This window comes from Herbaspirillum sp. Her3 (assembly GCF_057961275.1).
Map to the genome: position 1 here is coordinate 182,618 of NZ_CM176328.1, position 25,999 is coordinate 208,616.

Below are 25,999 nucleotides of genomic sequence, written 5' to 3' on the forward strand. Positions count from 1 at the left end.
CACCCAAGAATCTACTAAATACTTCTTCCAGTTTGGGTTAGTTGCTGCTCCATCGAGAGCAACTGGCTTTACAAGTTATGCCTGATGACTATAGCAAGTTGGTACCACCCCTTCCCATCCCGAACAGGACCGTGAAACGACTTCGCGCCGATGATAGTGCTGCAACCAGTGTGAAAGTAGGTCATCGTCAGGCTTGTTATCCCCAAGAACCCTCGTTACGACTGTAGCGAGGGTTTTTGCTTTGGGCGGCCCGTTTATGCGCAGTGTGAATTGTGCAGAATCACGTGCTCGCCGCTGATCCGGAAGCACACTGCCGAGTGCGTCAGCACCACGGATAGCGTCGCTGGCGAACCTGACTCCTCCGTCAGCCTGGACCTTTTGCTCGTCAAACAGCCCCTTCCTTCATCATTTTTACGGGACGCTCGTCACAAAGGCCGATCAGCTGGCCGCAAGAGGTCGTTTTCCTTCATATCGCCCCAAACCGCCCATACTGCGGCAGCAGCGATACGCTTGAATTCTCCACAGGGCATCTCATCTCGATACCAACCCGCCAAGTTCTCCACACAAATTCTGCCTACGAGATTGAGGCCGATGATTTGTTCACAGGCTCTCCTGCGCTTTGCCGGGTAGCTGCTCGTGACCTGAGACGAATTTTGTAGCCACCGGATAAGTGAGTTCTTTATGCTAACCCCAAGGAGAACTCAATGAAGAAGCGATTTACGGACGAACAGATCATCAGCATCTTGCGAGAAGCAGAGAGCAAGGAGATTGCGACGGTAGATCTGTGCAAGCGCCACAACATTACTGAGCAGACCTTTTACCGCTGGAGAAACAAGTTTGGCGGTATGGATGTCTCGGACGCGCGGCGGCTCAGAGAGCTTGAATCCGAGAACGACAAGCTCAAACGCATGGTGGCGGAGCAGCTGCTGGTGATTGATGGATTGAAGGAGTTAAGCCGAAAAAAATGATGACCTCCGCGGGCCGGCGCGAAGCGCTGGAAGTCCTTACTCGTCGGGGGCTGTCGCAACGCAAGGCATGTCGTTATCTGGAACTGAGCCGGCGGGTAGCGGGTTATCAGTTGCTACAACCTGAAAAGGATCGGAGCCTGACGCAGCAGCTCATCGCGGCATCGCAAGAGGTCCCTCGCTTCGGCTATCTGCGTATGTCTGCCTGGCTGGCCTTGGGCGAGTCCCGAGTGCGACGACTCTGGAGCTCGCTCAAACTGGGCATTCCACGAAAACGGCCTCGCAGGCGTCGATGCGGCAATGATATTCGGCTACCCGGAGCAACCAAGCCTAATTCGGTCTGGAGCTACGACTTTGTTCATGACCAGATGGTGGATGGACGCTCGTTGAAGATGCTGTGTGTGATCGACGAATACACCCGGGAATGCCTGGCCATCGAAGTTGCTGCCAGTTTGCGTTCCCAGGATGTCATCCTGACGCTCTCGCGATTGATGCGGTTACATGGAAAGCCGGCCTACGTTCGGTCGGACAATGGAGCCGAGTTCACAGCGGCCAAGGTCATGCGCTGGCTGCGGGATGCCTCCGTTGGCCCCGCCTTCATTGCGCCAGGCAGTCCATGGCAGAACGGATTCGTGGAAAGCTTCAATGGCAAGCTGCGTGACGAACTGCTTAACCGGGAGTGGTTCCGCAGCCGGGCGGAGGCAAAAGTGCTGATTGAAAGATGGCGTCAGTTCTACAACGAGCGCAGGCCGCATAGCGCACATCAGTACAAACCTCCAGCTACGGTCCGTCGAGCCTGGCTAGAATCGAATATGATCGACAACCGACTCACTGCCTGACTGGCTACAAATTACCGACGCAGGTCACTCGCTCAAGCACTTCCGTCTTCTTCAGCTGCCGCACCTGACGTCATTCCGAGTACTGCAAATCGCCTTGGACAACGCCAAAAGCAAATAAAAAAGCCGGCAAAGCCGGCTTTTTCAGCAATCACATCACCGGGGCGCAGTCTTTGGAAGCACATCGATTTATCCCCAGCCCCATCAACCACTCGGCTTGGCGCATCTTGTCCACAGACCATCCTGGCAGCAACAAGCGAGAAGAAAACTTATACACAGCCATTCACGCCAATCGCCGCCAGTCCGGTCCGCAAGAACCAGGCCAGCCGGCTCAAGCTGCCAGCAGGTAAGCCCCCACGGCAGCAATACCAACACCGCCGACCCGCACCACGCGGTCAGCCATCTTCTGGCCCGCGATCAGACCGATGCCCAGGCCCGCCGCGTGCAGCAGTGCAGTCGCAGCGATGAAGCCAGCGCCGTACCAGGCCGCCGAACTCCCGTGCGGCAGTTCAGCGCCGTGTGCGTAACCATGGAACATCGCAAACAGCGACACCACCAGCGTGCTACCCCACAGCGGCATGCGCACCGCAAAGGCGATCAGCAGGCCCATCACGGCCACGGACGCGGCGATACCGGTCTCCACCGCCGGCAACTGCAGGCCAGCGAAGGCCAGCAGCGCACCCGCCACCATCACCAGCGGAAAGGCCAGCGGCAGCACCCACAGAGCACGCTGCTTGTTCTGCGCGGCCCACACGCCCACGGCCAGCATGGCCAGCAAGTGGTCGATACCCGAGAACGGGTGCGCGAAGCCAGCCGCCATGCTGGCCGAGGCATCCATGGCCGCATCCGGATGGCCAGGATGCGCCAGTGCAGTGCCGGCCGCCAGCGCGGTGACGGCCAGGACGCCCAGGCGGGCGCGGGTCTTGGTCGAGAGGGTCAACATGTTTTCTCCTTGAGTTGATACGACAGATTGTTGATCACTGAAAGGGATGCGTTCAGTTCTTCGGCTTCTCGTCCAGCAAGCCCTGCTTGCGGATGTACTCGATCACCTTCTCCACACCGTCGCCACTGCGCAGATTGGTGAAGACGAAGGGACGCTCGCCGCGCATGCGCTTGGCATCGGCCGCCATGATGTCCAGGTTCGCACCCACATAAGGCGCCAGGTCGGTCTTGTTGATGATCAGCAGATCCGAGCGCGTGATGCCGGGGCCCCCCTTGCGCGGGATCTTCTCGCCACCGGCCACGTCGATCACGTAGATGGTCAGGTCCGACAGTTCCGGACTGAAGGTCGCCGCCAGGTTGTCGCCGCCCGACTCCACCAGGATCAGGTCCAGATCCGGAAAATCGGCGCTCATGCGAGCAATGGCTTCCAGGTTGATCGAGGCATCCTCGCGAATGGCCGTGTGCGGGCAGCCTCCGGTTTCCACCCCCATCAGGCGTTCTGCCGGCAGCGCATCGGCGCGCAGCAGGATCTCCATGTCTTCCTTGGTGTAGATGTCATTGGTGATGACGGCCATGTCGTAGTGGTCGCGCATGCGCTTGCACAGCATTTCGCACAGCGCCGTCTTGCCGGAACCGACCGGGCCGCCGATGCCCACGCGCAGCGGATTGGAAGTGGGATTGCTCATGGTTGGTCTCTTGATCTCGTGTCTGCGTAAAAAACGTAAATGATATAAATAATTAAGAGCGATAGATGCGGCTGTACTGCACCTCATGCTGCATCGACAGCAGCGACAGCCCGGGCGCCCAGTTGCACAGCGCCTCGTCTTCCAGCGCCAGTGCCGTCGCCGCAGCCTTCTCCAGCTCCGGCTGCAGCGAGAGCAAGATGCGCTGCCCTGCCACCTGGCCGAGCGGGACCGTCTTCACGCAGGCCAGCACCTGGTTCTCGGCCCAGGCGAAGAGCATGCCCAGCACCGCCGCCTCGCGCGGCACCTGCAGGGCCACCGTGGCAAAGGCCAGCGAAGTCGGCAGGGGCAGTTCCGGCTGCGCCTGGAGGATGGTCAGCAAGGACTCATCGCCCAGCTTCAGGTCGGTGGTCAGCTTGCCCAGCGAATAGCCCATCTGGATAGTCTCGGCGCGGAACTCAGAAGTGTCGCGTGCCGCGATGAAGCGCTCGGTCCACAGCGTCACCGCTTGTGCATCACGGGCTTCGAAGGCCGCCACCAGACGCGCGAAGATCGGCGCTTCAAAACGCGCCACCACCTCGTGCAAGGCATGGCCGATCCAGGCACGCGCCGAAGCTTCGCTGCTCACCCGTCCATTTTCGATAGCCGCCTCCAGCCCTTGCGAATAGCTGTAGGCGCCAATCGGCAGGGACGGGCTGCTCAGCTGCAGCAGATGGAGCAAGGCGCTGGCTTGCATGGGGTCAGCCCTCTTCCTTCTTGTCGCCGGGGCGATGAATCTTCTGGCGCAGCGGGATCGGTGCCAGCGGATTGTGGTGATGATCGTCGCCATGATGGTGATGACCGCCGCCGTAGGCGCCTGCTTCCGGTTCGAAGGCCGCCATTTCTTCGCAGACGCGCGCGCCCAGTCCTTCCAGCATCTCCTTCAGTACCGGGTCCTTGCGGATGCGCAGGAAACCGACACCGCCCTCCTGCCCCACATGCGCCTGGGTATGACGATTGCCCAGGTGGAAGGCACAGCGCAGCAGCAGATGCGCATCGGCCGCATCGACGCGATAGGTCGCCTCGGCCTTGGCGATGATCTTGACCACGCGGCCATCATCGCCGCGCAGCAGGTCACCATCGCGCAGCACGGTGCCGCGCACGGTGAACACCGCCACGTCCTCGCCCGAGCGCAGCGTGGCGCGCAGGCGGCTCTTCTCGCGCTGGTCGTAGGGCAGTTCCAGTTCGCCGTCGATCCGGTCGGCCTGGGCTATCTTGGTATTGAGAGTCAGCATGAAGAAATCTAAAGAAAATCAGAACAGGAAATAACGCTGCGCCAGCGGCAGCGAACGCGCAGGCTCGCACACCAGCAGCTCGCCATCGGCGCGCACCTCATAGGTCTCGGCATCGACTTCCATCTTCGGTGTGGCACCGTTGTGGATCATGTCGCGCTTGCGCAGGTTGCGCATGTTCTTCACCGCCACCACCGGCTTGTTGAGCTTCAACTGCTCACCGATGCCGGCATCGAAGGCGGCTTGCGAGACGAAGGTCATCGAAGTCTTCAGGCCCCCGCCATAGGCGCCGAACATCATGCGGTAATGCACCGGCTGTGGTGTCGGAATCGAGGCATTCGGGTCGCCCATCTGGGCGGCGGCGATCATGCCACTCTTCAAGATCATCGACGGCTTGACCCCGAAGAAGGCCGGTTTCCACAGCACGATGTCAGCGATCTTTCCCGGTTCCAGCGAGCCGACCACGTGCGAGATGCCGTGGGTGATGGCCGGATTGATGGTGTACTTGGCGATGTAGCGCTTGATGCGGAAGTTGTCGTTGCGCGAGGTATCTTCCTTGAGCGAACCACGCTGCACCTTCATCTTGTGCGCGGTCTGCCAGGTGCGCATGATCACTTCGCCCACGCGGCCCATGGCCTGCGAGTCGGACGACATCATCGAGATCGCGCCGATGTCATGCAGGATGTCCTCAGCCGCAATGGTCTCGCGACGGATGCGCGATTCGGCAAAGGCGATGTCTTCGGCGATGGCCGGGTCCAGGTGATGGCAGACCATCAGCATGTCCAGGTGTTCGTCCAGCGTATTGACCGTGAAGGGACGCGTCGGATTGGTGGAGGAAGGCAGCACGTTGCCCTCGCCCACGGCGGCGATGATGTCCGGTGCATGGCCGCCGCCCGCGCCTTCGGTATGGAAGGTGTGGATGGTACGGTCCTTGAACGCCGACAACGTGTGCTCCAGGAAACCGCCTTCGTTCAGCGTATCGGTGTGGATGGCCACCTGGATGTCCATGCGATCGGCCACCGTCAGGCAATTGTCGATGGCCGCCGGAGTGGAACCCCAGTCCTCGTGCAACTTCAGGCCGATGGCCCCGGCGCGGATCTGTTCTTCCAGCGGCAGCGGCAGGCTGACGTTGCCCTTGCCGAGGAAACCGAGGTTCATCGGGAAGGCATCGGCCGCAGCCAGCATGGAATGGATGTGCCACGGGCCAGGCGTACAGGTGGTGGCTGCCGTGCCGACGGCAGGTCCGGTGCCGCCGCCCAGCATGGTGGTCACGCCGCTCATGAGGGCTTCCTCGATCTGCTGCGGGCAGATGAAGTGGATGTGGCTGTCGATGCCGCCTGCGGTGACGATCATGCCTTCCCCGGCAATGATCTCGGTGGCGCCGCCAATAGCCATGGTCACGCCGGGCTGGATGTCCGGGTTGCCGGCCTTGCCGATGCCGGCGATCTTGCCCGACTTGATGCCGATGTCGGCCTTGACGATGCCCCAGTGATCGACGATGAGCGCATTGGTAATCACCGTGTCCATCACGTCGGCATAGGCGCGCTGCGACTGGCCCATGCCATCGCGGATCACCTTGCCGCCGCCGAATTTCACTTCTTCGCCATAGACCGTATAGTCCTTTTCCACCTCCAGGAACAGCTCGGTATCGGCCAGGCGCACGCGGTCGCCGACGGTGGGGCCAAACATCTCGGCATAGGCCGAACGGGAAATCTTGCTCATTGTTCCTGCCCCTTCTTGTCATTGCCGTGCTGGGCTTTCAGCTTGCCCATCACCAGCGCATTGAAGCCATAGACGCGGCGGTCTCCCGCCAGCGCCACCAGTTCCACCGTGCGTTCCTGACCGGGCTCGAAGCGCACGGCCGTGCCCGCTGCAATGTTGAGGCGCATGCCATAGGCCGCTTCGCGCTCGAACAACAGGGCCGGATTGGTTTCGTAGAAATGGAAATGGGAACCGACCTGGATAGGACGGTCGCCGCTATTGGCCACCGTCACCGTCACGGTGGGGCGACCGGTATTGAGTTCGATCTCGCCGGCTTCGACCAGCATTTCGCCTGGAATCATGACGCGCTCCTCAAGGAATCGGATGGTGGACGGTGACCAGCTTGCTGCCATCGGGGAAGGTGGCTTCGACCTGGATGTCGGGGATCATCTCCGGCACGCCTTCCATCACGTCGTCGCGCGTGAGGATGGTGGTGCCCTCGGACATCAGCTCGGCCACCGTCTTGCCATCGCGCGCACCTTCCATGATGGCCGCCGTGATCAGTGCCACCGCTTCCGGATAGTTGAGCTTGAGGCCACGGGCCTTGCGGCGCTCGGCCAGCAGCGCGGCGGTGAAGATGAGCAGCTTGTCTTTCTCTCTTGGTGTCAGTTCCATGTTGGCTCCCGGCCGGCTGGCGGCCTTCAGGTTCTATAACGTTCAACGTCGCTTGATGCAGTTTTTCTGATGCTGCGTATTCAGGTATTCCAGATGCGCGGAATGGCTGCTTCTTTGCCGGTCACGGCCGGACGCAGCACGTGCCAGGCTGCGTGCAGCCACCGCCGCGCCACCAGGCTGGACTGGCCCATGTAGCGCGCGATGAGCACCTGCTTCATCAGGGTGGCACCACTGCGCCCTTCCAGTTGCAGGGCGCCGATGGTCTCGCGCAGGCGGCCCAGCAGCGCGGCATCCATGCCATCCCCCACGGCGATCAAGGTGCCGCAGATGGTCTGCCCATCCAGCGCCAGCGGACCTTGCATGGCGCCCGCCTCGGCCTGCAGGCGGCCCTGTTCGAACCACACCAGCTTGCCGCCACGACGGATGCTGGTGCGCTGGCTGACCGCCCCGGTGTTGAAGCTTTCGCCCGAGGCAGTGCGGCCAAAGCAGAGGATTTCCGCGCCCAGGTAGGCGGCGTCGGCCGCCAGGGTCACTTCGTGTTCCATACGTACGTCGGCCCCATCGAAGAAGATGGTTTCCTGCGGCAGCCATTCCAGCGTGGCAGCTGCTGCGGCCTCCAGGCGCACGGCCTGGCGCGAGGAGTGTCCATTGGCGCGATACCACTTGCCCGCACCGGGCGTGGTCAGCAAGGCATGGGCGCGCTCGCCTACCTCGGCGGTGATGGAAAGCTGGTCGCCACCGACGATGCCGCCCGGCGGGTGGACGATGATGGCGTGGCAGATGGAGGGATCTTCGGGATAGAGCGGCTTCTGTACGCGCAGCGGGCCGAAGTGCTGGCGCCGCAGGAGCCGCGTGGTCCCCCTGTCGTCGGAGAAGCCCAGCGCCAGGCGTGCCTGGTCGGGCGCATGCCGCGCGGGCGCGCCTGGCATCGCCGGGGCCGGCATGTGGTCGGGTTCCGGATGGCCGGGGAGTCGTTTCATACCTGGTTCTTCATTGCATGGAAGGCGGCAAGTGCAGCGGACAGGCCGTTGGCAAACATGCGACTTTATAGCAGACCCGCTGCAAAAGCGCAGCTTCGTCTTGTGCATCGCTCCCCGTTCGGACTGAGTAGGCCCGTAGGGCCGTATCGAAGGCGCTGCGCCGGGCGCAACGTGAGAGCGTCTTCGATACGCCGCTGCGCGGCTACTCAGTCCGAACGGTTTCTGTTGGACATCCTTCGGTCACACTGCCAGGTGCTTCTTCACGTCCTCGCCATCCATCTGGTCCTGCGTGCCCGCGGCCACCACCTCGCCGCGCGACATGACGACGAAGGTATCGGCCAGTTCGCGGGCGAAGTCGAAATACTGCTCGCACAGCAGGATGCCGATGTCGCCGCGCTGGCGCAGCAGGCTGATCACCCGGCCGATGTCCTTGATGATGGAGGGTTGGATACCCTCGGTCGGTTCATCCAGGATGATCAGCTTGGGCTCGGCCAGCAGTGCCCGGGCAATCGCCAGCTGCTGCTGTTGGCCACCGGATAGATCGCCGCCGCGACGATGCAGCATTTCCTTCAGTACCGGGAAGAGTTCATAGACCTCGCCCTTGATGGTGGACGCACGGCGACCCGACAGCGTGGCCATGCCCATGAGCATGTTTTCTTCCACCGTCAGGCGTGCGAAGATTTCGCGTCCCTGCGGCACGTAGGCGATGCCCAGCTTGGCGCGTTGATGCGGCTTGAGTCTGGTGATGTCCTGGCCTTCGAACATGACATTGCCCCTGGCCACCGGCAGCACGCCCATCAGGCATTTCAGCAGCGTGGTCTTGCCCACGCCGTTGCGGCCCAGCAGGGACAATACCTTGCCCTTCTGCACATCGAGCGAGACGCCGCGCAGCGTATGGGCCGCGCCGTAATACTGGTTCAGTTCATTGACTTGCAGCATGGATGATGGTCTCCGCTCTTATCGTCCCAGGTAGACTTCGATGACGCGCTCATTGGCCTGCACCTCGCGCATGTTGCCCTCGGCCAGCACCGATCCTTCGTGCAGCACGGTCACCTTGCCACCCTGGGCAATCTCTTCGACGAAGCCCATGTCGTGTTCCACCACCATGATGGAATGCTTGCCGCGCAACTCGTTCAACAACTCGGCGGTGCGCGCCGTCTCCGCGTCCGACATGCCGGCCACCGGTTCATCGAGCAACAGCAATTGCGGTTCCTGCATCAGCAGCATGCCGATCTCCAGCCACTGCTTCTGGCCGTGCGAGAGCAGCCCGGCCATGCGCTGCTCCTGGCCGTTCAAGCGGATCAGCTTGAGGATTTCCTCGATCTTGCCGATCTGCTCCGAAGACAGGCGCGCAAACAGCGTGGTCTTGACACGCTTGTCCATCTTCATCGCCAGTTCCAGGTTTTCGAACACGGTGTGCTGCTCGAACACGGTCGGGCGCTGGAACTTGCGGCCGATGCCGGCGTGGGCGATCTCGTATTCGGTCATCTTGGTCAGGTCGATGGTCTGGCCGAAGAAGGCGGTGCCGGCCGTGGGCCGGGTCTTGCCGGTGATGACGTCCATCATCGTGGTCTTGCCCGCACCATTGGGCCCGATGATGCAGCGCAGTTCACCCACCGAGATATCCAGGTTCAGGTTGTTGATGGCCTTGAAGCCATCGAAAGACACCGTGATGTTTTCCAGGTAGAGGATGGCGCCGTGGGTGGTATCGACACCTTCGGGTTTGATGCGTTCATAGGATGCGCCGTGATCGGCGCGGGGCGTGTCGACGTTGCCGCCCAGGCCGCCGATGCCTACCGGGTTCTTGCCGGGTTCGACTGCGCTCATGCTGCCTCCTTGGATGCGCTGCCCTCGGCGGGCGCGGCATCGCGTTTCTTGAATTTCTGCACCAGGCCCAGGATGCCCTGCGGCAGGAACAGCGTGACCAGGATGAAGATCAGTCCCAGCGCATACAGCCACAGGTCCGGGAAGGCGGCCGTGAACCAGCTCTTCAAGCCATTGACGGTAAAGGCGCCGATGATCGGCCCGATCAGCGTGCCCCGGCCACCGACGGCGGCCCAGATCACCATCTCGATGGAGTTGGCCGGCGACATTTCGGAGGGATTGATGATGCCCACCTGCGGCACGTACAAGGCACCGGCGATGCCGCAGATCACGGCCGAGAGCGTCCACACGAAGAGCTTGAACCACAACGGGTTGTAGCCGATGAACATGAGGCGCGATTCGGAATCGCGCACGCCCTGCAGCACCCGGCCCAGCTTGGAGGTGACGATCATGCGGCACAGGACCAGCGCACCGAACAGCAGTGCCAGCGTCACCAGGTAAAGCACCGCCTTGGTAGCCGGTGCGGTGATGGTGAAGCCGAGGATGCGCTTGAAGTCGGTGAAGCCGTTGTTGCCGCCAAAGCCGGTATCGTTGCGGAAGAACAGCAGCATGAAGGCGAAGGTCATGGCCTGCGTGATGATGGAGAAATACACGCCCTTGATGCGCGAACGGAACGCGAAGTAACCGAACACGAAGGCCAAGAGACCCGGCACCAGCACCACCAGCAGCATGGAGAACCAGAAGTGGTCGGTCATCCACCAGTACCAGGGATAGGCCTTCCAGTTCAGGAACACCATGAAGTCCGGCAGGTCGCTCTGGTACACGCCGTCACGGCCGATGGCGCGCATCAGGTACATCCCGTGGGCGTATCCGCCCAATGCGAAGAAAACGCCATGTCCCAGCGAGAGGATGCCCGTGTAGCCCCACACCAGGTCCAGTGCCAGCGCAGCCATGGCATAGCACATGAACTTTCCGACCAAAGCGACGGTATAGGAGGACACGTGCAGCGTGCTGCCTGCCGGGAACAGCAGGTTGCAGACCGGCAGCAGCGCCAGCACGATGGTGCAGATGACGATGCCGGTCCAGGACGGGCGATTGAACAGCGAGGGGCGCATGATCATGGTGCTCATTCCACGCTCCTTCCCTTGAGTGCGAAGAGGCCTTGCGGACGCTTCTGGATGAATACGATGATGAAGACCAGGATGGCGATCTTGGCCAGCACGGCACCGGCCATCGGCTCCAGGAACTTGTTGACCTCGCCCAGCCCGAAGGCGGCGATGACGGTCCCGGCCAGCTGGCCCACACCGCCCAGCACCACCACCATGAAGGAATCCACGATGTAGCCCTGGCCCAGGTCGGGGCCGACGTTGCCCAGCTGCGAGAGCGCCACGCCACCGAGACCGGCGATACCGCAGCCCAGGCCGAAGGTCATCATGTCGATCTTGCCGGTGGACACGCCCACGCAGTCGGCCATGCGGCGGTTTTGGGTGACGGCGCGCACGAACAGGCCCAGGCGGGTCTTGTTCAAGATCAGCCAGACCGCGAACACCACGAACAGCGCAAAGAACACGATCACGATGCGGTTATAGGACAGCACCAGCGACCCCAGCACGGTGACGCCACCCGACATCCAGCTCGGGTTGGCCACTTCCACGTTCTGGGCACCGAAGATGGAGCGCACACATTGCATCAGCATCAGGCTGATGCCCCAGGTGCACAGCAGCGTTTCCAGCGGACGGCCATAGAGCCAGCGGATCACCAGCCGTTCCAGCGCGATACCGACGGCGGCGGCGACGATGAAGGCAGCCGGCAGGGCCACGACCAGATAGGCATCGATGGCACCGGGGAAGAACTTGCGAAACACCAGCTGGCATACATAGGTGGTGTAGGCGCCGATCATCAGCAATTCACCGTGGGCCATGTTGATGATGCCCATCAGGCCAAAGGTGATGGCCAGGCCCAGCGCGGCCAGCAGCAGCACGCTGCCCAGCGAGACGCCATAGAACAGCTTGCCGGCGAAGTCGACGATGGCCAGGTGGCGGTCCAGTGCCGCCAGGGTACGCACGGCTTCCACGCGTACGCCTTCATCCGGTTCGACGTAGGAGCCGTCGGGATTCTTGGCCAGCATGTTTTCCAGGGCGGGCTTGAGCGACGCATTGGTGGTCTCGGCCAGCGTCTTGACGGCAGCACGGCGCGCGGCCGGGTCGGCGGCATGCAGGTTGGCGGTGGCTTGCACCTGTTGCAGCACGTCCTTGATCTGTGGATCGCTTTCCTTGGCCAGTGCTTTGACGATCAGCGGGATCTGGGCCGGGTCGGCATTCTTGAGCAAGTCATTGGCGGCCGCCAGGCGCTCGTCGCGTTGCGGCGAGAGCAGCTTCAGGCCCGAGAGCGCGCCCTCGACGGCGCCACGCAGGCGGTTGTTGACGGTGATGCCTTCGGCGTCATCGGGCGCCGGACCGCTCTGGTCGGTGGCCGGGTTGAAGGCCTTGCCGGCATCGTCGACGATCAGCACGTCGCCTGCGGGCGTGACGTAGAGGGCGTCGCTGTTCAAGGCATTGAGAATCTTGAGCGCGTCGTCGTTGGCCAGCGCTGCAATCTGGTTGACGGCATCGATGCGCGCGTCGGGGTCGTCTCCGCCAAGGGGCTTGAGCAAGGCCGGATCGATGGCTGCAGACGCCGCCAGGGCGTGCACGCAGAGCCAGGTCGCGAGCAGCCCGCGTAGGAACTGGATGGCTGGTTTCATGGTCGGTGTGCGCCTCGAAGCGCGGGCCGGTCGATGCTGTGGCCGGGGCGAGTCGTCGGGCGGTTTTCTTGTGGAGGGAGATGCCTGGGGCGGACGGAGCGCCTTCGATACGCCGCGTTGCGGCTACTCGGTCCGAACGGGTCTTTGTTGCACAACCCACGGACCGTTCGTCCTGAGTAGCCGCGCAAGCGGCGTATCGAAGGCGCTCCGAAGAACGCCATCAACTACGACAACAAGCGCAAGCTTAGTTCTTCTGCTTGCTTTCGTTGCCCGGGATATACGGGCTCCAGGGTTGCGCGCGGATGGTGGTCTTGGTCTTGTAGACCACGTTGAACTGACCGTCCGCCTTGATTTCGCCGATCATCACGGGCTTGTGCAGGTGGTGGTTGGTCTTGTCCATTTCCAGCGTGTAGCCCGACGGTGCCTTGTAGGTCTGGCCGCCCATGGCCGCGATCACCTTGTCGGTGTCGGTGGACTTGGCCTTTTCCACGGCCTGCGCCCACATGTGGATGCCGACGTAGGTGGCTTCCATCGGGTCGTTGGTCACGACGGTATCGGCATTGGGCAGGTTCTTGGCCTTGGCATATTCCTTCCACTTCTTGATGAAGGCGGTGTTGACCGGATTCTTCACCGATTCGAAGTAGTTCCAGGCAGCCAGGTGGCCCACCAGCGGCTTGGTATCCACACCGCGCAGTTCTTCTTCACCCACCGAGAATGCCACCACCGGCACGTCGGTTGCCTTCAGGCCGGCGTTGCCCAGTTCCTTGTAGAAGGGCACGTTGGAGTCGCCGTTGATGGTCGAGATCACGGCCGTCTTGCCACCTGCGGAGAACTTCTTGATGTTGGCGACGATGGTCTGGTAGTCGGAGTGGCCGAACGGGGTGTAGACCTCATCGATGTCGGAATCCTTCACGCCCTTGCTGTGCAGGAAGGCGCGCAGGATCTTGTTGGTGGTGCGCGGATAGACGTAGTCGGTGCCCAGCAGCACGAAGCGCTTGGCGCCGCCGCCTTCCTTGGACATCAGGTATTCCACGGCGGGAATGGCTTGCTGATTGGGAGCAGCACCGGTATAGAAGACGTTCTTCTCCAGTTCTTCACCTTCGTACTGCACCGGGTAGAACAGCAGGCTGTTCAGTTCCTTGAAGACCGGCAGCACCGACTTGCGCGACACCGAGGTCCAGCAGCCGAAGACCACCGACACCTTGTCCTGCGAGATCAGCTGACGCGCCTTTTCGGCGAACAGCGGCCAGTTCGAGGCCGGGTCGACCACCACCGGTTCCAGCTTCTTGCCCATCACGCCGCCGGCGGCGTTGATCTCGTCGATGGTCATCAGGGCCACGTCCTTCAGGGACGTTTCGGAGATGGCCATGGTACCCGACAGCGAATGCAGGATACCGACCTTGATGGTGTCGGCAGCAAAGGCCGACGGCAGCCAGGAGGATGCGGCCAGCGCGAATGCGCCCAGGGCGGTGGCTTTCAGTACGGTGCGACGTGACATGTAGTGCTCCCTCGAGAAAAGTTTTGGAAGATTTTTTTCACTGCCCAGTCGCTTTAGCAGATTGCGTGCCAATGCCCGGCAGGAAGCCTGCGGCCTGCATCAAAGCGGGGCGGGGAGCGGAGGGATGAGGGAATAATGTTGTCAGGCACGCCAGAATTGCGCACCAAAGCCGAGCGCCATTGTCGACAGTCCTATGGCGCTGCGGCAACATTCACCACCCTGGCGCTCGGGCGTGCGCGATCTTGGTGCGCCCCCAAAAGCGCCAGTGGGAGCGGGTTTGCGCGGAGTTGGCTGACTTCCTGAGAGGTGAGACAGATTGTTCACAATAGTGGACAAACGTCCGCCAGGGGGCGTGATCCATCACGGTGCCCGCCAGGCGGTCCTGCCGTGGCCGGCAGCGGCTTTCCTTCAGCGCAGCAACACGCGCTGCATGAATTGCCGCAGCGGGAATTCGATCAGGTTCTGCAAGGCCACCGGCAACTCCAGCGGCCGCATGATCATCTTGATGGTGGTCTCGGGTTTGAGATTGACGCGCACCGTGCGGCTCATGCGCGAGGCCAGTTCCTTCACGCGCGCCGGATCGGCCGCCAGTTCCGGTTTGTACACCATGGCCACGTGGCGGATGGCGCAGTCGGCATCTTCGCTCTTGAGTTCCAGGGTGCGCCGGCTCAAGGTGCCGAAGACGCGCGAGCGGCCGATGTTTTCCTGGCGGCGATAACGGCGGAAGTACTGGTAGAAGTGCTTGTAGTGATTCACCTCGTCATTGGCGATGAGGCCGGCCAGATGTTTGAGGACCGGCTCGTCGGTGGCGCGGGCCAGCGCCCGGTAATAGGTGGAGGTGCCGGTCTCGACCACGCAGCGCGCGGCCAGCTCCTGCGCACGGGTAGGTTCGAGCAGCTCGACCTTGCAGTACTGCGAATATTCATCCAGGAAACCTTGGTAAGCGCGCTGCCAGTCGAACTCCGGCCAGACGTGCTCGACGTAGGCGCGCAGGGCTGCGCCATGCTGCAGTTCTTCCTTTTCCCATTGCTCGCGCAGCCAGGTCTCGACCTCGGCATCGCCCTGGTAGTACTCCACCAGGTTGTGGGTGTAGAGGTCGGATCCGCTCTCGACGAAGGATGCGCAGGCCACCAGGTAGAACAGGTCTTCATCCTGCCGCACTCGCTCTCGGTCGATGCGGCTCAGGTCGATGTCATCGATGGTCCAGTGTTTTTTTTCTTGGCGACTCGGGTTCATCTGCTATACCTCTCTTCTGAAGTGACGGTGGGCATAGCGATATGATGCAGTGCGGGGGCATTGGTTCAGGGCCGCTTCGCCCCCCTTGACCTAACTTTGCAAAAGATGTGTACCGGCGGCCTCGGCCGCTGCGCCTGTCAGTGTTTTGTCAGTGCGGCCGGGCCCGGCGGGCCGGGAGGGCTTACAGATGCCCGGTCGCGTCGCTGCCCAGTACTACCCGGTTGCGGCCCTGGTATTTGGCGTGATACAGCGCCTGGTCGGCAATGCGCAGCAATTGTTCGGCGCTGGTCTGCTCATCCGGTAGCAGCGAGGCTACGCCGATACTGGCGGTGATGTAGCCGAAGGGCGAGTCGGCATGCGGCAGCTTGAGTTCGAAGATGGCCTGGCAGATGTTCTCGGCTTGTTGCACGGCATGAGCGGTATCGCTCTCGGCGATGATGACGCTGAACTCCTCGCCGCCGTAGCGTGCCACCAGGTCGCTCGCGCGGCGTGAACTCTTCTGCAACACCCTCGCCACGATGCGCAGGCATTCGTCCCCGGCCAGGTGGCCATAGCGGTCGTTGTATTTCTTGAAGTAGTCCACGTCCAGCATCAGCAGGGCCAGCGCATGGCCGGAGCGCACCGAGCGCCGCAGTTCATTGGCCAGCACCTCGTCGAAGCGGCGCCGGTTGGCCACGCCGGTGAGGCCGTCGGTGGCCGAGAGGGCTTCCAGCTTGCGGTTGGCCCGCTCCAGTTCGTGCGTGCGCAGGGCTACCTGTTCTTCCAGTTCTTCCTTGTTCTGCTGCAGCTTGCCGGCCATCTCGTTGAACTTGCGCGAGAGCACGGCAATCTCGTCGCCCCCGTCCTGCTCCACCCGCACCGTGGTATCGCCGCTGCCGGCTTCCTTCATCGCCGCCACCAGGCGCTGCAGCGGCTCGCTGATGCTGCGCGCGATCAGCGCTGACAGCAACAGCGATGCGGCAAAGCACAGCAAACCGATGGCGATGATCTTGTCGCGCACCGAGCGCGTATCGGCGTTGAGCTTGTCGCTGGGCGTGGCGCTGACCACCCACCAGGAGGTGTGCGGGAGCTGCGCGATGGCGGCGTAATAGCGGGTCTTGTCGGCGCGCGTATAGGCAATGAAATCGCTGGTGCGGCGCTGGCCCAGGCTGGCCCTGATGCCCTCCAGCAGGGCCGGATCGACGCTGCTGAAGCTGGTATTGCGGCCCTGCACCACCACCGTGCCATCACTGGCATCGACGATGAAGAGACTGGAGTCATAGCCCAGGTCCACGCCTTCGAAGATGCTGAAGAAATAGCTCGGCCGCACCCCGATGAAGAGGATGCCGGCGGTGCGGTTGTTGCCGGTGAAGCGGATCTCCCGCAGCATGGCCACGCTCTTCTGGCCGTGGCCGCCGTTGTAGAGGGTCCACCATGCGCGACCGGCGAGGTCCGGTGCTTCCTCGGCCATGCGGCTGATGTTGTTGGCCAGGGGCGCAAAGATCTGCGGATCGATCACCTGGCGCCGGCGGTCCAGCAGGTATTTCTGGTTGACGTCCGGCAGCGATCCATAGGTGTCGAGCAGCACCCGCGCCATCCCGCTGCGGGCGGCGGCGCTGGCCGCTTCGTCGCCGCTGTAGTAGTGGGCCAGCAGGTGCTGCAGCTTGTCGGAGAGGGCCAGCTCCTCGCTCATGTCCTCGATCTTTTCCATGCGCAGCAGCAGGTTCTGCGAGATCTGCTTGGCGACCTGGACCGAATAGGCGCGCACCTTGTCCTGGGTGGCGCGGGTGGACTCGCGGTAGGCCAGCAGGCCCGATATGACCAGCGGCACCAGCGACACCAGGATGAAGGAATTGATGAGCCGATAGCGGATCTCGATCTTGCGCAGGAAGCCGAGCCAAAGGAAGTCGAAGCGTCTGGGCATGGAAGCTGCCTCTCTTTACCGCGACGACAGTTGCGCCTGCTCGGCGATGGAGTCCTGCAAGGCGCGCGCGGCATGTGCCGGCGACTGGCGCCCCGACAGCACGGCCTGCAGCAGCGGATGCAGGATATCGATGGTGTTGACCGGCAGCAGCGAGTAATACAGCCCTGGCGCATGGCTGCCGGCGGCATCGCGCGTCATCTCCTCGACCAGCGCAAACAAGGCGCGGTCACCGCTGACGTCGGGCGCAATCACGCGAAACGGCGGGATGTTCTGGCGTTTGCCCTGCCAGATCGGCATGCCCGGCCCATACAAGAAATCCAGGAACTGCGCCGCCACCTGGCGCTGGCGCGGGCTGCTGCGCTGGGCCACGGCAAAACCGGTTTCGCTGCCCAGCACCGGCCGGACCGGATGGCCCTTGTCGTTCCAGGGGGGCACGAAAACGCCCACGTGCATGTTGCGCCCGTTCATCAGCGCGCCGGCCGCCCAGGTTCCCTGGAAGGTCATCGCCGCGCGACCTTCGGCGAACTGGCGCAAGGTGGCGTCATAGCCGGAGCGCAGGCAATCGGCCTGCACCATCTTTTGCTGCACCAGCGCGCGCAGGCGGGTGAAGATGGCGATGCCCTCGGGGTTATCCAGCTGCAGCGTGCCATCGGCGATGCGCTCGCGCCAGTCCGGCACCCTGGCCGCGATCAGGTTGGCAAAGCCATAGCTGAAGGGACCATTGCCCAACATGTTGGGAAAGCCGCCGGACAGCGCCAGCGGAATGAAGCCGGCCTTGCGCAGCGCCGCGCCGGTGGCCAGGAAGGCCTCGAAGTCCGTCGGCGGCGCAGTGATGCCGGCGCGCTCGAACATGTCGCGGTTGTAGTAGATGAGTGTGGTGGCCACGCCCGAGGGGATACCGTAGCGGCGCCCGCCAGGCGAAGTCCACTCGCGCTGCAGTATCTCGAGCATGTTGCCCCAGGCCTGGGTAGCGCCGATGTCGGCCAGCAATCCCTGGTCGGCCAGGGCCGCCGTGTAGGGGCTGGCATTGACCGAGATGATGTCGGGCAGGCTGTCGGTGGCGGCGCGCGGCTTGAGGTTTTCCTCGACGGAATTGCCGATCATGAATTGCAGGTTGATGCGTACTTCCGGATGGGCGCGCGTGAAGGCATCGGCCACCCTGTGCATTTCCTCGTACCAGTCGGGTGCCCACACCAGCGCCGTCAGTACCACCGGCTCGGTGGCTGCCGGTGCAGCGGCATTGGCCGCATGGCTGTCCGGTGCCGGCTCCTCGCTGCGCCCGCACGCTGCCAGCAGCAGCGCTGCCGCAGTCCCTGCGATGATCATTTTCAGGCCGCCGATGATGCGCCCTGCCGTGTTTGTCGTGCCTGATGGCCTGCAGCCTGAGAGACAGCTCGGATCAGGCACGCCTGTTACTGATGGCGTATTTCGGCCCCGCATTGACTCCCCCCGCGGCTAACGATTTCTTGTGATACAGCAATGCGCCGGGGCACGCCCTCTGCTCTGCTTGCGGTGCGCTCCACGCCTCTTCGCCGCCCCTGCACGAACTCCCGGAACATGGGAACAATGACAACAAGTTTGCCAGTATTTACACTTTCTTGCACGCCTGCTTCATGTATTCCTTGTCTACGCGCATTTTTGCCGGACCGCAAGGCCGGCCTTGCTTGATCCGGCTTGATCTACTGCCTGAAGGAATGCTGACAGCGCCTTATAATGTGGCCCTCGCGCCCGCCGGGCGTCCCGGTTCACCTTGTCTCATCCGGCCTGCAACACGCTCTCTGCCGAGGATGCGGCTGTCTCAAGAATTCCACATGCACAACGACGATACTTCGCTCTCCACGGGCAAATTTCCTCCATGGCTGGCCGTGCTGGCCGCCATGACCGCGATGGGCGCACTGGCCATCGACATGTACCTGCCCAGCTTCACGGCCATCGCCAAGGATCTGGGCGTGGGCACCAACCTGGTCCAGCTGACGCTGGCCTCGTTCCTGGTCGGCCTGGCCGTCGGGCAGATGTTCTATGGTCCGCTGTCGGATCGCTTCGGCCGCAAGCCACCGCTGTTCTTCGGCATCGCGCTGTATTTCGTCTGTTCGCTACTGTGCATTTTTGCGCAGAACATCGAAATGCTGATCGTGCTGCGTCTCTTCCAGGGCCTGGGGGGCAGTGCCGGTATGGTGATCCCGCGCGCCATGGTGCGTGACCGCATGGGGGCCGAGGGCTCTGCCAAGGCGTTCTCGATGCTGATGCTGGTGTTTGGCCTGGCGCCCATCCTGGCCCCCTTCATCGGCGGCCTGCTGCTGGTCTTTGCCAGCTGGCGCGGCATCTTCGTGGTACTGACCCTCTTCGGCCTGCTGTGCATGCTGGGCACCCGCAAGTATCTGACCGAAACCGTGGACGTCTCCCGCGCCGAACCCCTGCACCTGGGCCGCACGCTGGCCCAGTACTGGGGCCTGCTGCGCCATCGCCAGTTCATGTCCTTCGTGCTGTGCGGCGGCCTGGTGCAGGCGGGCATGTTTGCCTACATCGCAGGTGGTCCTTTCGTGGTGATCGAGTTGCATGGCGTCAAGCCGCAGTACTTCGGCTTCGTGTTCGCCTCCAACGCCATCGGCCTGATCGGCGCCTCGCAGATCAATGCGCGCCTGGTGGTCAAGCGCTCGGCCGAACGGGTGCTGGGCAAGGTGCTGTGGGTGCCGGCCGGTTTGTCGCTGGCGGTGGTGGTGATGGTGCTGGCCGGGCTGGAGAGCCTGCCGCTGCTACTGTTCGGCTTCTTCGGTTTCCTCACGGCCTATGGTTTCACCGGCCCCAATGCTACTGCCATCGCCTTGAAGCATCAGGGCCGCCAGGCCGGTACGGCTGCCGCGCTGATGGGTACGCTGCAGTTCGGCATGGGCGTGCTCTCCGGCGTGGTAATGAGCCTGTGGCATGACGGTACGGCCTTGCCGCTGGTGTCGGTGATGGCCTTCTGCGGCGTGAGCGCATTCCTGTTGTATCACTTCGTGGCCAAGCACGAGCCGGTCACGCAGGCGGCGCACTGACGCCGCCGCGACTGGGAGGGAGCCGCGCTTCAGCGGCCCTTCACGTCGAGCGTGCGCTGGAAGAACGCCACGACCTCCTCATTGAAGGTGCGATGGAAAGCCGCGCGGTCGAAGCCGGCCGCACTGCTGCAGATCTCGGGCAGGCGCTGTGCCATCACGGCGGCGCAAGGCGCCAGGAAATCGAAGTGTCCCGCCTGCGCGACCACGTGATATTGCGGCGCCTGCGGCAAGGCGCGCCGCACCTCTTCCGCATACCAGGGATGGGGCAGGATCTGGTCGTCTTCGGCGCGCCATAACTGCACCGGGATCGTTGCGCGTTGCAAGCGGTTGGCAAAGGTAAAGCCAAGCGCCGGCGCGGCAATCACGGCCGCCTTGATGCGCGCATCCTGGTTTTCCCCCTGCGCTGGCGGCGGCACGGGAGCGTTGCGGCCGTCAGCGTTTTCGTGTGTCAGGAGCTGGCATACGAAGTGATCGGCATGCGTGGTACAGAACGGCGCGATGAGGCTCATGTCGGGCTGGCCCCCGATGTTGACCAGCGCCGTAAATCCCCCTGCAGAAAATCCGAAGATACCGATGCGGCTGGCATCGACCTGTACATGGTCGCGCCAGTCCTGCAGCAGATAATCCAGGGCCCGGCGCACGTGCCCCGGACGTTCCAGGATGAACAGCTGGCGGCTGTGGTCCTGGGCGTTATCGCCCGGATGCATCACCGCTGCGGCAATGAAACCGGCCTGCGCCAGGGCTGTTGCGGTGTCGTAATGGGACAGGTAGGTGCCGCCGGTACCATGCGATATCACGATCAAGGGATGCACGCCGGCAGGCAGTGCGCCGCCCATCGCCACCTCCTGCGTGGTCCATCCGACATTCACCACGTGCGCAGGCGAGCTGCTGGGATACCAGATCGCCAGCTTGACGGGCTGCCCCCGCTCATCCTGCGTGTTCTGTTCCTGGAAGCCGACCGTCCCGGCCCATCCATTCGCGCAGTGTCCCATCCAGAGCAGCGCCAGAAAGGCGTACAGCAAGCGTACAGTTTTCATATTCAGATAAAGAGGATCAACGGAGAAGACGAACCGGAATCAGCAGGTCGGTCTGCAAGGCTTCTTGCGGGACCTGATGCGGCTGGTTGCGATAGCACTCGATGAGCGGCCGGTCATCCGGTTCATAGCCGCTGTACGGCAGCCACAGCGTGTAGAGCGCAGCGATGCTGGCATTGATCTGCGTGTAAGGCCCCATCACGGTATGGCAGGCATAGGTGCCACCAGGTAGCTCGATGCGTTCCAGTACCTCTTCCAGCGGATCATTCTCCAGCCGTTCCACTGCTGCGAAATAACGGAAGCTGTCACCCTGGTCAGGGTCGCCGTAGCAGATACCGTAGCGCACCGGCGCCTCGCGCTTGCCCAGCCATCGATGCAGGCGACGATGAGTATGCGGGATGGTGCTGACCGGGCCTTCGTGACGCAGGCCCAGCAGCTGCATGGGTGGCTGTTCCACCAGCGGCACCTGGGGATGTGCGGCTTGCGATGCGGATTCGTCTTGCGTTGGGGGCTGGGTCATCACGGCAATCCTCCGCCTGAAGTCACTGGGGGAGCTTCCGGAAAACTGCCGGAAGGCACGGGTAAAGGCTTGCGGACTGTCATATCCACAGGCCAGTGCAATGTCGGTCACGCTGCTCTCCTGGCTGGCCAGCCGGACGGCCGCACTGGCCAGGCGGTGGTGGCGCAGCGTGTCCATCACGGTTTCTCCCGTCAGGCTGCGGTAGAGCCGATGGAAGTGAAACGGTGAAAAGGCGGCAATGGCCGCGAGGTCTTCCAGCGAGTGCGGCGCCATGGGATCGGCCGCGATGGCGGCGATCACACTTGCCATGCGGCATCGATATCGGCGGATCGAATCGGAGTCCATGGCGCAGTGTATGCCGGGCGCATGCAAATGACTTAGCCGATCTTGCGCATTTGCCGGCTGGTCGCTCGCTCACGTCTGCGGTGCATGTGCGCATCATGATCGCGCATTCCACTTATTCCGGCGCTTGCGAACCTGCCGTGCAACCTCCCCAAAGCCCTGACGGCAGGCGGGTTTGCGGCTGGCAGGCCCGCACATGGCACGTTCATTGCTCAATAGTCCTTCGCGGTCTGACCAGTCAGGCCAACGAGGACACCCAACATGAGCATGCCCAATATTGCAGCACAGACCTTGCAGCGCCAGATTCTCTCCGGGACCTACGCGCCCGGCGCCATGCTGCCCAGCCAGCGCGAACTGGCCGAGTCCATGGGGATCAGCCGCGCGTCGTTGCGGGAAGCCTTGTCGATGCTGGAGGCGCTGGGTTTCATCCGCTCCGTTCCCGGCAAGGGCACGCTGGTGAGCGAACGCCAGGAAGGTCGCGTGGCCCCGCCCCAGACGCCAGCCGGCGAAGGCGGCACGGCTGCCACGGAACTGGACCTGGCGGCCGTGTTCCAGCTGCGCTATACGCTGGAGTCGGCCGCCGCCGCCCTGGCAGCGCGCCACATCAACGCGCACGCCACACCGCGCCTGTGGGGTATCCAGGCGCGCTTCGAGGATGCGCTCAAGAATCTCGATCTGGTCAGCGCTTCGCATGCCGACCTGGAATTCCATCAACTCGTGGCCGAACTGTCCGGCAATCCGGCTTTTTCGCAGGTGGTGCGCCAGTTCGAGCGTCCCATCAGCCACAGCCTGCGCGTGCCCTTCGCCGACCGCGAACGCATCTGGGCGCCCGCCGCCGAACACCGCGCCGTGGCTGCCGCCATCTCTGCCGGCGATATCGACGGTGCGCGCCTGGCCATGCAGCAGCACATTGTCAACGCCGCCCAGCGTGTGGGCCTGTCGTTTTCACCGCCCTGAGCCAGGGCTCCCCCTCTTGTTCTTGGCTTCGCGCAGTTTCAGTTGCATCCCTTGTGTCCACCGTCGTCCCTCAACCAGGAAAGCACCGCTATGAAATTTCTCAAGACCGCACCCCTCGCCCTGGCCTGTACCCTGGCCTTCGGCGCACTGGCCAGTCTGCCTGCGCACGCCGAGAAAGTGTTGCGCATCGCCATGACCGCCGGCGACATCCCGCGCACGCTGGGCCAGCCCGACCAGGGCTTCGAGGGCAATCGCTTCACCGGCATCCCCATGTATGACGGCCTGACCCAATGGGACCTGTCCAAGGCCGACAAGGCCAGCGAACTGATCCCCGACCTGGCGCTGTCGTGGCAGGTCGAACCCAAGGACAAGACCAAGTGGATCTTCAAGCTGCGCCCCGGCGTGAAATTCCATGATGGTTCGGCCTTCAATGCCGATGCCGTGGTCTGGAACGTCAACAAGGTACTGGACAAGAACGCCGTCCAGTTCGATCCCAGCCAGGTCGGCGTCACCGCTTCGCGCATGCCCACCCTGCGCTCGGCCCGCAAGATCGACGATCTCACCGTGGAGCTGACCACCTCCGAGCCGGACTCCTTCCTGCCCATCAACCTGACCAACCTGTTCATGGCCTCGCCAGCGCAGTGGGAAAAGAAACTGGCCGCCGTGCCGGCCTCGGTGACCGACAAGGCAGAGCGCAGCAAGCAGGCCTGGGCCGCCTTTGCTGCCGATGCGTCCGGCACCGGTCCCTTCAAGATGGCCAAGTTCGTGCCGCGCGAGCGCCTGGAAGTGGTCAAGAACGATGGCTACTGGGATGCTGCACGCCGCCCCAAGATCGACCGCGTGGTGATGCTGCCGCTGCCGGAAGCCAATTCGCGTACCGCCGCCCTGATGTCCGGCCAGGTCGACTGGATCGAAGCCCCCGCACCGGATGCCCTGGATGCCATCAAGGCGCGCGGCTTCAAGATCTACTCCAACCCGCAGCCTCACGTGTGGCCGTGGCAGCTGTCCTTCGTGCCCGGTTCGCCCTGGCTGGACAAGCGCGTGCGCCATGCCGCCAACCTGTGCGTGAACCGTCCGGCCATGAAGCAACTGCTGGGCGGACTCATGGGTGAGGCCACCGGTACCGTCGAACCCGGCCATCCGTGGCGCGGCAACCCGAGCTTCCAGATCAAGTACGATCCGGCCGCCGCCAAGAAGCTCATGACCGAAGCCGGCTATTCCGCCGCCAAGCCGCTGACGGTGAAGGTGCAGATCTCGGCCTCCGGTTCCGGCCAGATGCAACCGCTGCCGATGAACGAGTTCATGCAGCAGAACCTGAAGGACTGCTTCTTCGACGTGCAGTTCGACGTGGTGGAATGGAACACGCTCTATACCAACTGGCGCATCGGTGCCAAGGATCCGAGCGCGCACGGTGCCAATGCCATCAACGTGAGCTTCGCCTCCATGGATCCGTTCTTCGCCATGGTGCGCTTCGTCGATACCAAGGCCGCGCCGCCGACCTCCAACAACTGGGGCTTCTACAGCAACCCCGAGGTCGATGCCTTGATCGCCAAGGCGCGCACCACCTTCGATCCCAAGCAGCGTGACGCCTTGCTGGCCCAGCTGCATGCCAAGATCGTCGATGAAGCACCCTTCGTCTGGGTGGCCCACGACACCGGCCCGCGCGCCATCTCCGCCAAGGTCAAGGGCGTGGTGCAGCCGCAGAGCTGGTTCATCGACATCGCCACCATGAGCATGGACTGATGCCCTGACGCAGGACGACATCAGCGGCGCCGCAGTGTGCCGGCGCCGCTGACGTTTTCTGCATCACGCTTGACGTTTTCTGCACCATGACGTTTTTTGCACCAAGCACATTCCGCAGCACTGCTGCGGCTGCACCTGACCCGTCGCCGGAACTGCCATGATCGCCTACCTGATACGACGCTTTCTCTACGCCCTGCCCATCATGCTGGGCGTGGCCTTCCTCTGCTTCATGCTGGTCCACATTGCGCCGGGCGATCCGCTGGTTTCGATCCTGCCGCCGGATGCCTCGGCCGATATGCAGAAGCAGCTCATGGAACTCTATGGATTCAACCGCAGCTACCCCGAGCAATTCATGAGCTGGGTCTGGCGCGCCCTGCACGGCGACCTGGGCAGCTCCATTGCCACCGGCCGCCCGGTGGCCGCCGAAGTCTTCAAGGCGGTCGGCAATACCTTCATGCTGGCTGCCGTGGCCACGCTGATCGGCTTCGTGTTCGGTTCGCTGTTCGGCTTCGTGGCGGGCTACTTCCGCAATTCCTGGGTGGATCGCATCGCTTCCTTCATTTCGGTGGTAGGCGTGTCGGTGCCGCACTACTGGCTGGGCATGGTGCTGGTGATCGTGTTCTCTTCCAAGCTGATGTGGCTGCCGGCCACCGGTGCCGGCCCCGATGGTTCGGGCGCCTGGGTGTGGGATATCGAGCACATGAAATACCTGCTCATGCCGGCCGTCACGATGTCCTTCATCCCCATGGGCATCATCGCCCGTACCGTGCGCGCGCTGGTGGCCGACATCCTGGCGCAGGAATTCGTGGTCGGGCTCAAGGCGCGCGGTCTGTCCGATGCGGGTGTACTGCGCCACGTGGTCAAGAATGCCGCCCCCACTGCGCTGGCCGTCATGGGCCTGCAACTGGGCTACCTGCTGGGCGGTTCGATCCTGATCGAAACCGTGTTCTCCTGGCCCGGCACCGGCTTCCTGCTCAACCAGGCCATCTTCCAGCGCGACCTGCCGCTGCTGCAGGGAAGCATCCTGGTGCTGGCCATGTTCTTCGTGGCGCTGAACCTGCTGGTGGATATCCTGCAAACCATCTTCGACCCCCGTATCGAGCGAGCCTGA

At 63.0% G+C, this 25,999-nt stretch carries 23 protein-coding genes and 1 rRNA gene; 6 read left to right on the plus strand and 18 right to left on the minus strand.

Annotation, left to right across the window (positions count from 1 at the left end; translation table 11 throughout):
* The first annotated feature begins 80 nt into the window (after positions 1–80).
* Together rrf and ACVC5H_RS00810 are read left to right on the plus strand one after the other, a co-directional pair.
* Positions 81–193 (plus strand): 5S ribosomal RNA (gene rrf, locus ACVC5H_RS00805).
* A 511-nt stretch (positions 194–704) separates the two neighbouring features.
* A protein-coding gene (locus ACVC5H_RS00810; RefSeq protein WP_489620536.1) for an IS3 family transposase occupies positions 705–1,804 on the plus strand; the annotation gives its coding sequence in 2 pieces (ribosomal slippage) (positions 705–957 and positions 957–1,804; 1,101 coding nt in all).
* 328 nt (positions 1,805–2,132) lie between these two features.
* Here the strand turns inward: ACVC5H_RS00810 and ACVC5H_RS00815 are convergent.
* The 16 genes from ACVC5H_RS00815 to ACVC5H_RS00890 all read right to left on the minus strand — a co-directional run bounded on the left by ACVC5H_RS00815 (position 2,133) and on the right by ACVC5H_RS00890 (position 18,583).
* Positions 2,133–2,744: a HupE/UreJ family protein gene (locus tag ACVC5H_RS00815; RefSeq protein ID WP_489620537.1), complete on the minus strand. Its 612-nt coding sequence runs from the start codon at positions 2,742–2,744 to the stop codon at positions 2,133–2,135.
* 52 nt (positions 2,745–2,796) lie between these two features.
* Positions 2,797–3,429 carry an urease accessory protein UreG gene (ureG, locus tag ACVC5H_RS00820; protein WP_489620538.1) on the minus strand — a complete coding sequence of 211 codons (633 nt, stop codon included), beginning with the start codon at positions 3,427–3,429 and terminating at the stop codon, positions 2,797–2,799.
* A 52-nt stretch (positions 3,430–3,481) separates the two neighbouring features.
* Positions 3,482–4,162, minus strand: a complete 681-nt coding sequence (locus ACVC5H_RS00825; RefSeq protein WP_489620539.1) for an urease accessory protein UreF — start codon at positions 4,160–4,162, stop codon at positions 3,482–3,484.
* Positions 4,163–4,166: 4 nt separating this feature from the next.
* Positions 4,167–4,700, minus strand: coding sequence for an urease accessory protein UreE (gene ureE, locus ACVC5H_RS00830; RefSeq protein WP_489620540.1), 534 nt, complete (start codon positions 4,698–4,700; stop codon positions 4,167–4,169).
* An 18-nt stretch (positions 4,701–4,718) separates the two neighbouring features.
* Positions 4,719–6,419, minus strand: coding sequence for an urease subunit alpha (ureC, locus tag ACVC5H_RS00835; RefSeq protein WP_489620541.1), 1,701 nt, complete (start codon positions 6,417–6,419; stop codon positions 4,719–4,721).
* The gene (locus ACVC5H_RS00840) at positions 6,416–6,760 is read right to left on the minus strand and encodes an urease subunit beta (protein ID WP_489620542.1); all 345 of its coding nucleotides are present in this window, start codon (positions 6,758–6,760) and stop codon (positions 6,416–6,418) included. Before ACVC5H_RS00840 ends, ureC begins: the two co-directional genes overlap by 4 nt.
* Before the next feature lie 10 nt (positions 6,761–6,770).
* Complete coding sequence (locus ACVC5H_RS00845) at positions 6,771–7,073, minus strand: urease subunit gamma (protein ID WP_008333723.1); 303 nt, start codon at positions 7,071–7,073, stop codon at positions 6,771–6,773.
* Between the two features lie 80 nt (positions 7,074–7,153).
* Positions 7,154–8,053 (minus strand): urease accessory protein UreD, encoded by a 900-nt coding sequence (locus ACVC5H_RS00850; RefSeq protein ID WP_489620543.1) that lies wholly within the window; start codon positions 8,051–8,053, stop codon positions 7,154–7,156.
* A 240-nt stretch (positions 8,054–8,293) separates the two neighbouring features.
* Positions 8,294–8,992 carry an urea ABC transporter ATP-binding subunit UrtE gene (gene urtE, locus ACVC5H_RS00855; RefSeq protein WP_489620544.1) on the minus strand — a complete coding sequence of 233 codons (699 nt, stop codon included), beginning with the start codon at positions 8,990–8,992 and terminating at the stop codon, positions 8,294–8,296.
* Positions 8,993–9,010: 18 nt separating this feature from the next.
* Positions 9,011–9,880, minus strand: a complete 870-nt coding sequence (gene urtD / locus ACVC5H_RS00860) for an urea ABC transporter ATP-binding protein UrtD (RefSeq protein ID WP_489620545.1) — start codon at positions 9,878–9,880, stop codon at positions 9,011–9,013.
* Positions 9,877–11,007, minus strand: a complete 1,131-nt coding sequence (gene urtC, locus ACVC5H_RS00865) for an urea ABC transporter permease subunit UrtC (RefSeq protein ID WP_489620546.1) — start codon at positions 11,005–11,007, stop codon at positions 9,877–9,879. The genes urtD and urtC overlap by 4 nt, the downstream gene beginning before the upstream one ends.
* Positions 11,004–12,620 carry an urea ABC transporter permease subunit UrtB gene (gene urtB, locus ACVC5H_RS00870; protein ID WP_489620547.1) on the minus strand — a complete coding sequence of 539 codons (1,617 nt, stop codon included), beginning with the start codon at positions 12,618–12,620 and terminating at the stop codon, positions 11,004–11,006. The genes urtC and urtB overlap by 4 nt, the downstream gene beginning before the upstream one ends.
* Before the next feature lie 244 nt (positions 12,621–12,864).
* The gene (gene urtA, locus ACVC5H_RS00875) at positions 12,865–14,118 is read right to left on the minus strand and encodes an urea ABC transporter substrate-binding protein (RefSeq protein ID WP_013236630.1); all 1,254 of its coding nucleotides are present in this window, start codon (positions 14,116–14,118) and stop codon (positions 12,865–12,867) included.
* 408 nt (positions 14,119–14,526) lie between these two features.
* On the minus strand, positions 14,527–15,354 hold the full coding sequence (locus tag ACVC5H_RS00880; protein WP_489620548.1) for a ferritin-like domain-containing protein: 828 nt from the start codon (positions 15,352–15,354) through the stop codon (positions 14,527–14,529).
* Between the two features lie 181 nt (positions 15,355–15,535).
* Positions 15,536–17,257 carry a sensor domain-containing diguanylate cyclase gene (locus ACVC5H_RS00885; RefSeq protein WP_489620549.1) on the minus strand — a complete coding sequence of 574 codons (1,722 nt, stop codon included), beginning with the start codon at positions 17,255–17,257 and terminating at the stop codon, positions 15,536–15,538.
* A gap of 15 nt (positions 17,258–17,272) precedes the next feature.
* On the minus strand, positions 17,273–18,583 hold the full coding sequence (locus ACVC5H_RS00890) for an ABC transporter substrate-binding protein (protein WP_489620550.1): 1,311 nt from the start codon (positions 18,581–18,583) through the stop codon (positions 17,273–17,275).
* A gap of 485 nt (positions 18,584–19,068) precedes the next feature.
* Here ACVC5H_RS00890 and ACVC5H_RS00895 point away from each other — a divergent pair, with 485 nt between their 5' ends.
* Positions 19,069–20,292, plus strand: coding sequence for a Bcr/CflA family multidrug efflux MFS transporter (locus ACVC5H_RS00895; RefSeq protein WP_489620551.1), 1,224 nt, complete (start codon positions 19,069–19,071; stop codon positions 20,290–20,292).
* A gap of 29 nt (positions 20,293–20,321) precedes the next feature.
* Here ACVC5H_RS00895 and ACVC5H_RS00900 read toward each other — a convergent pair whose 3' ends face one another.
* Together ACVC5H_RS00900 and ACVC5H_RS00905 are read right to left on the minus strand one after the other, a co-directional pair.
* On the minus strand, positions 20,322–21,314 hold the full coding sequence (locus ACVC5H_RS00900; protein ID WP_489620552.1) for an alpha/beta hydrolase family protein: 993 nt from the start codon (positions 21,312–21,314) through the stop codon (positions 20,322–20,324).
* Between the two features lie 31 nt (positions 21,315–21,345).
* The gene (locus tag ACVC5H_RS00905) at positions 21,346–22,155 is read right to left on the minus strand and encodes an AraC family transcriptional regulator (protein WP_489620553.1); all 810 of its coding nucleotides are present in this window, start codon (positions 22,153–22,155) and stop codon (positions 21,346–21,348) included.
* A 294-nt stretch (positions 22,156–22,449) separates the two neighbouring features.
* Between ACVC5H_RS00905 and ACVC5H_RS00910 the strand changes: the two genes are divergently transcribed.
* From ACVC5H_RS00910 to ACVC5H_RS00920, 3 genes are all read left to right on the plus strand, one after another.
* Positions 22,450–23,145 carry a FadR/GntR family transcriptional regulator gene (locus tag ACVC5H_RS00910; protein ID WP_008333684.1) on the plus strand — a complete coding sequence of 232 codons (696 nt, stop codon included), beginning with the start codon at positions 22,450–22,452 and terminating at the stop codon, positions 23,143–23,145.
* A gap of 90 nt (positions 23,146–23,235) precedes the next feature.
* Positions 23,236–24,888 (plus strand): ABC transporter substrate-binding protein, encoded by a 1,653-nt coding sequence (locus tag ACVC5H_RS00915; RefSeq protein ID WP_489620554.1) that lies wholly within the window; start codon positions 23,236–23,238, stop codon positions 24,886–24,888.
* A gap of 157 nt (positions 24,889–25,045) precedes the next feature.
* Positions 25,046–25,999, plus strand: coding sequence for an ABC transporter permease (locus ACVC5H_RS00920; RefSeq protein ID WP_489620555.1), 954 nt, complete (start codon positions 25,046–25,048; stop codon positions 25,997–25,999).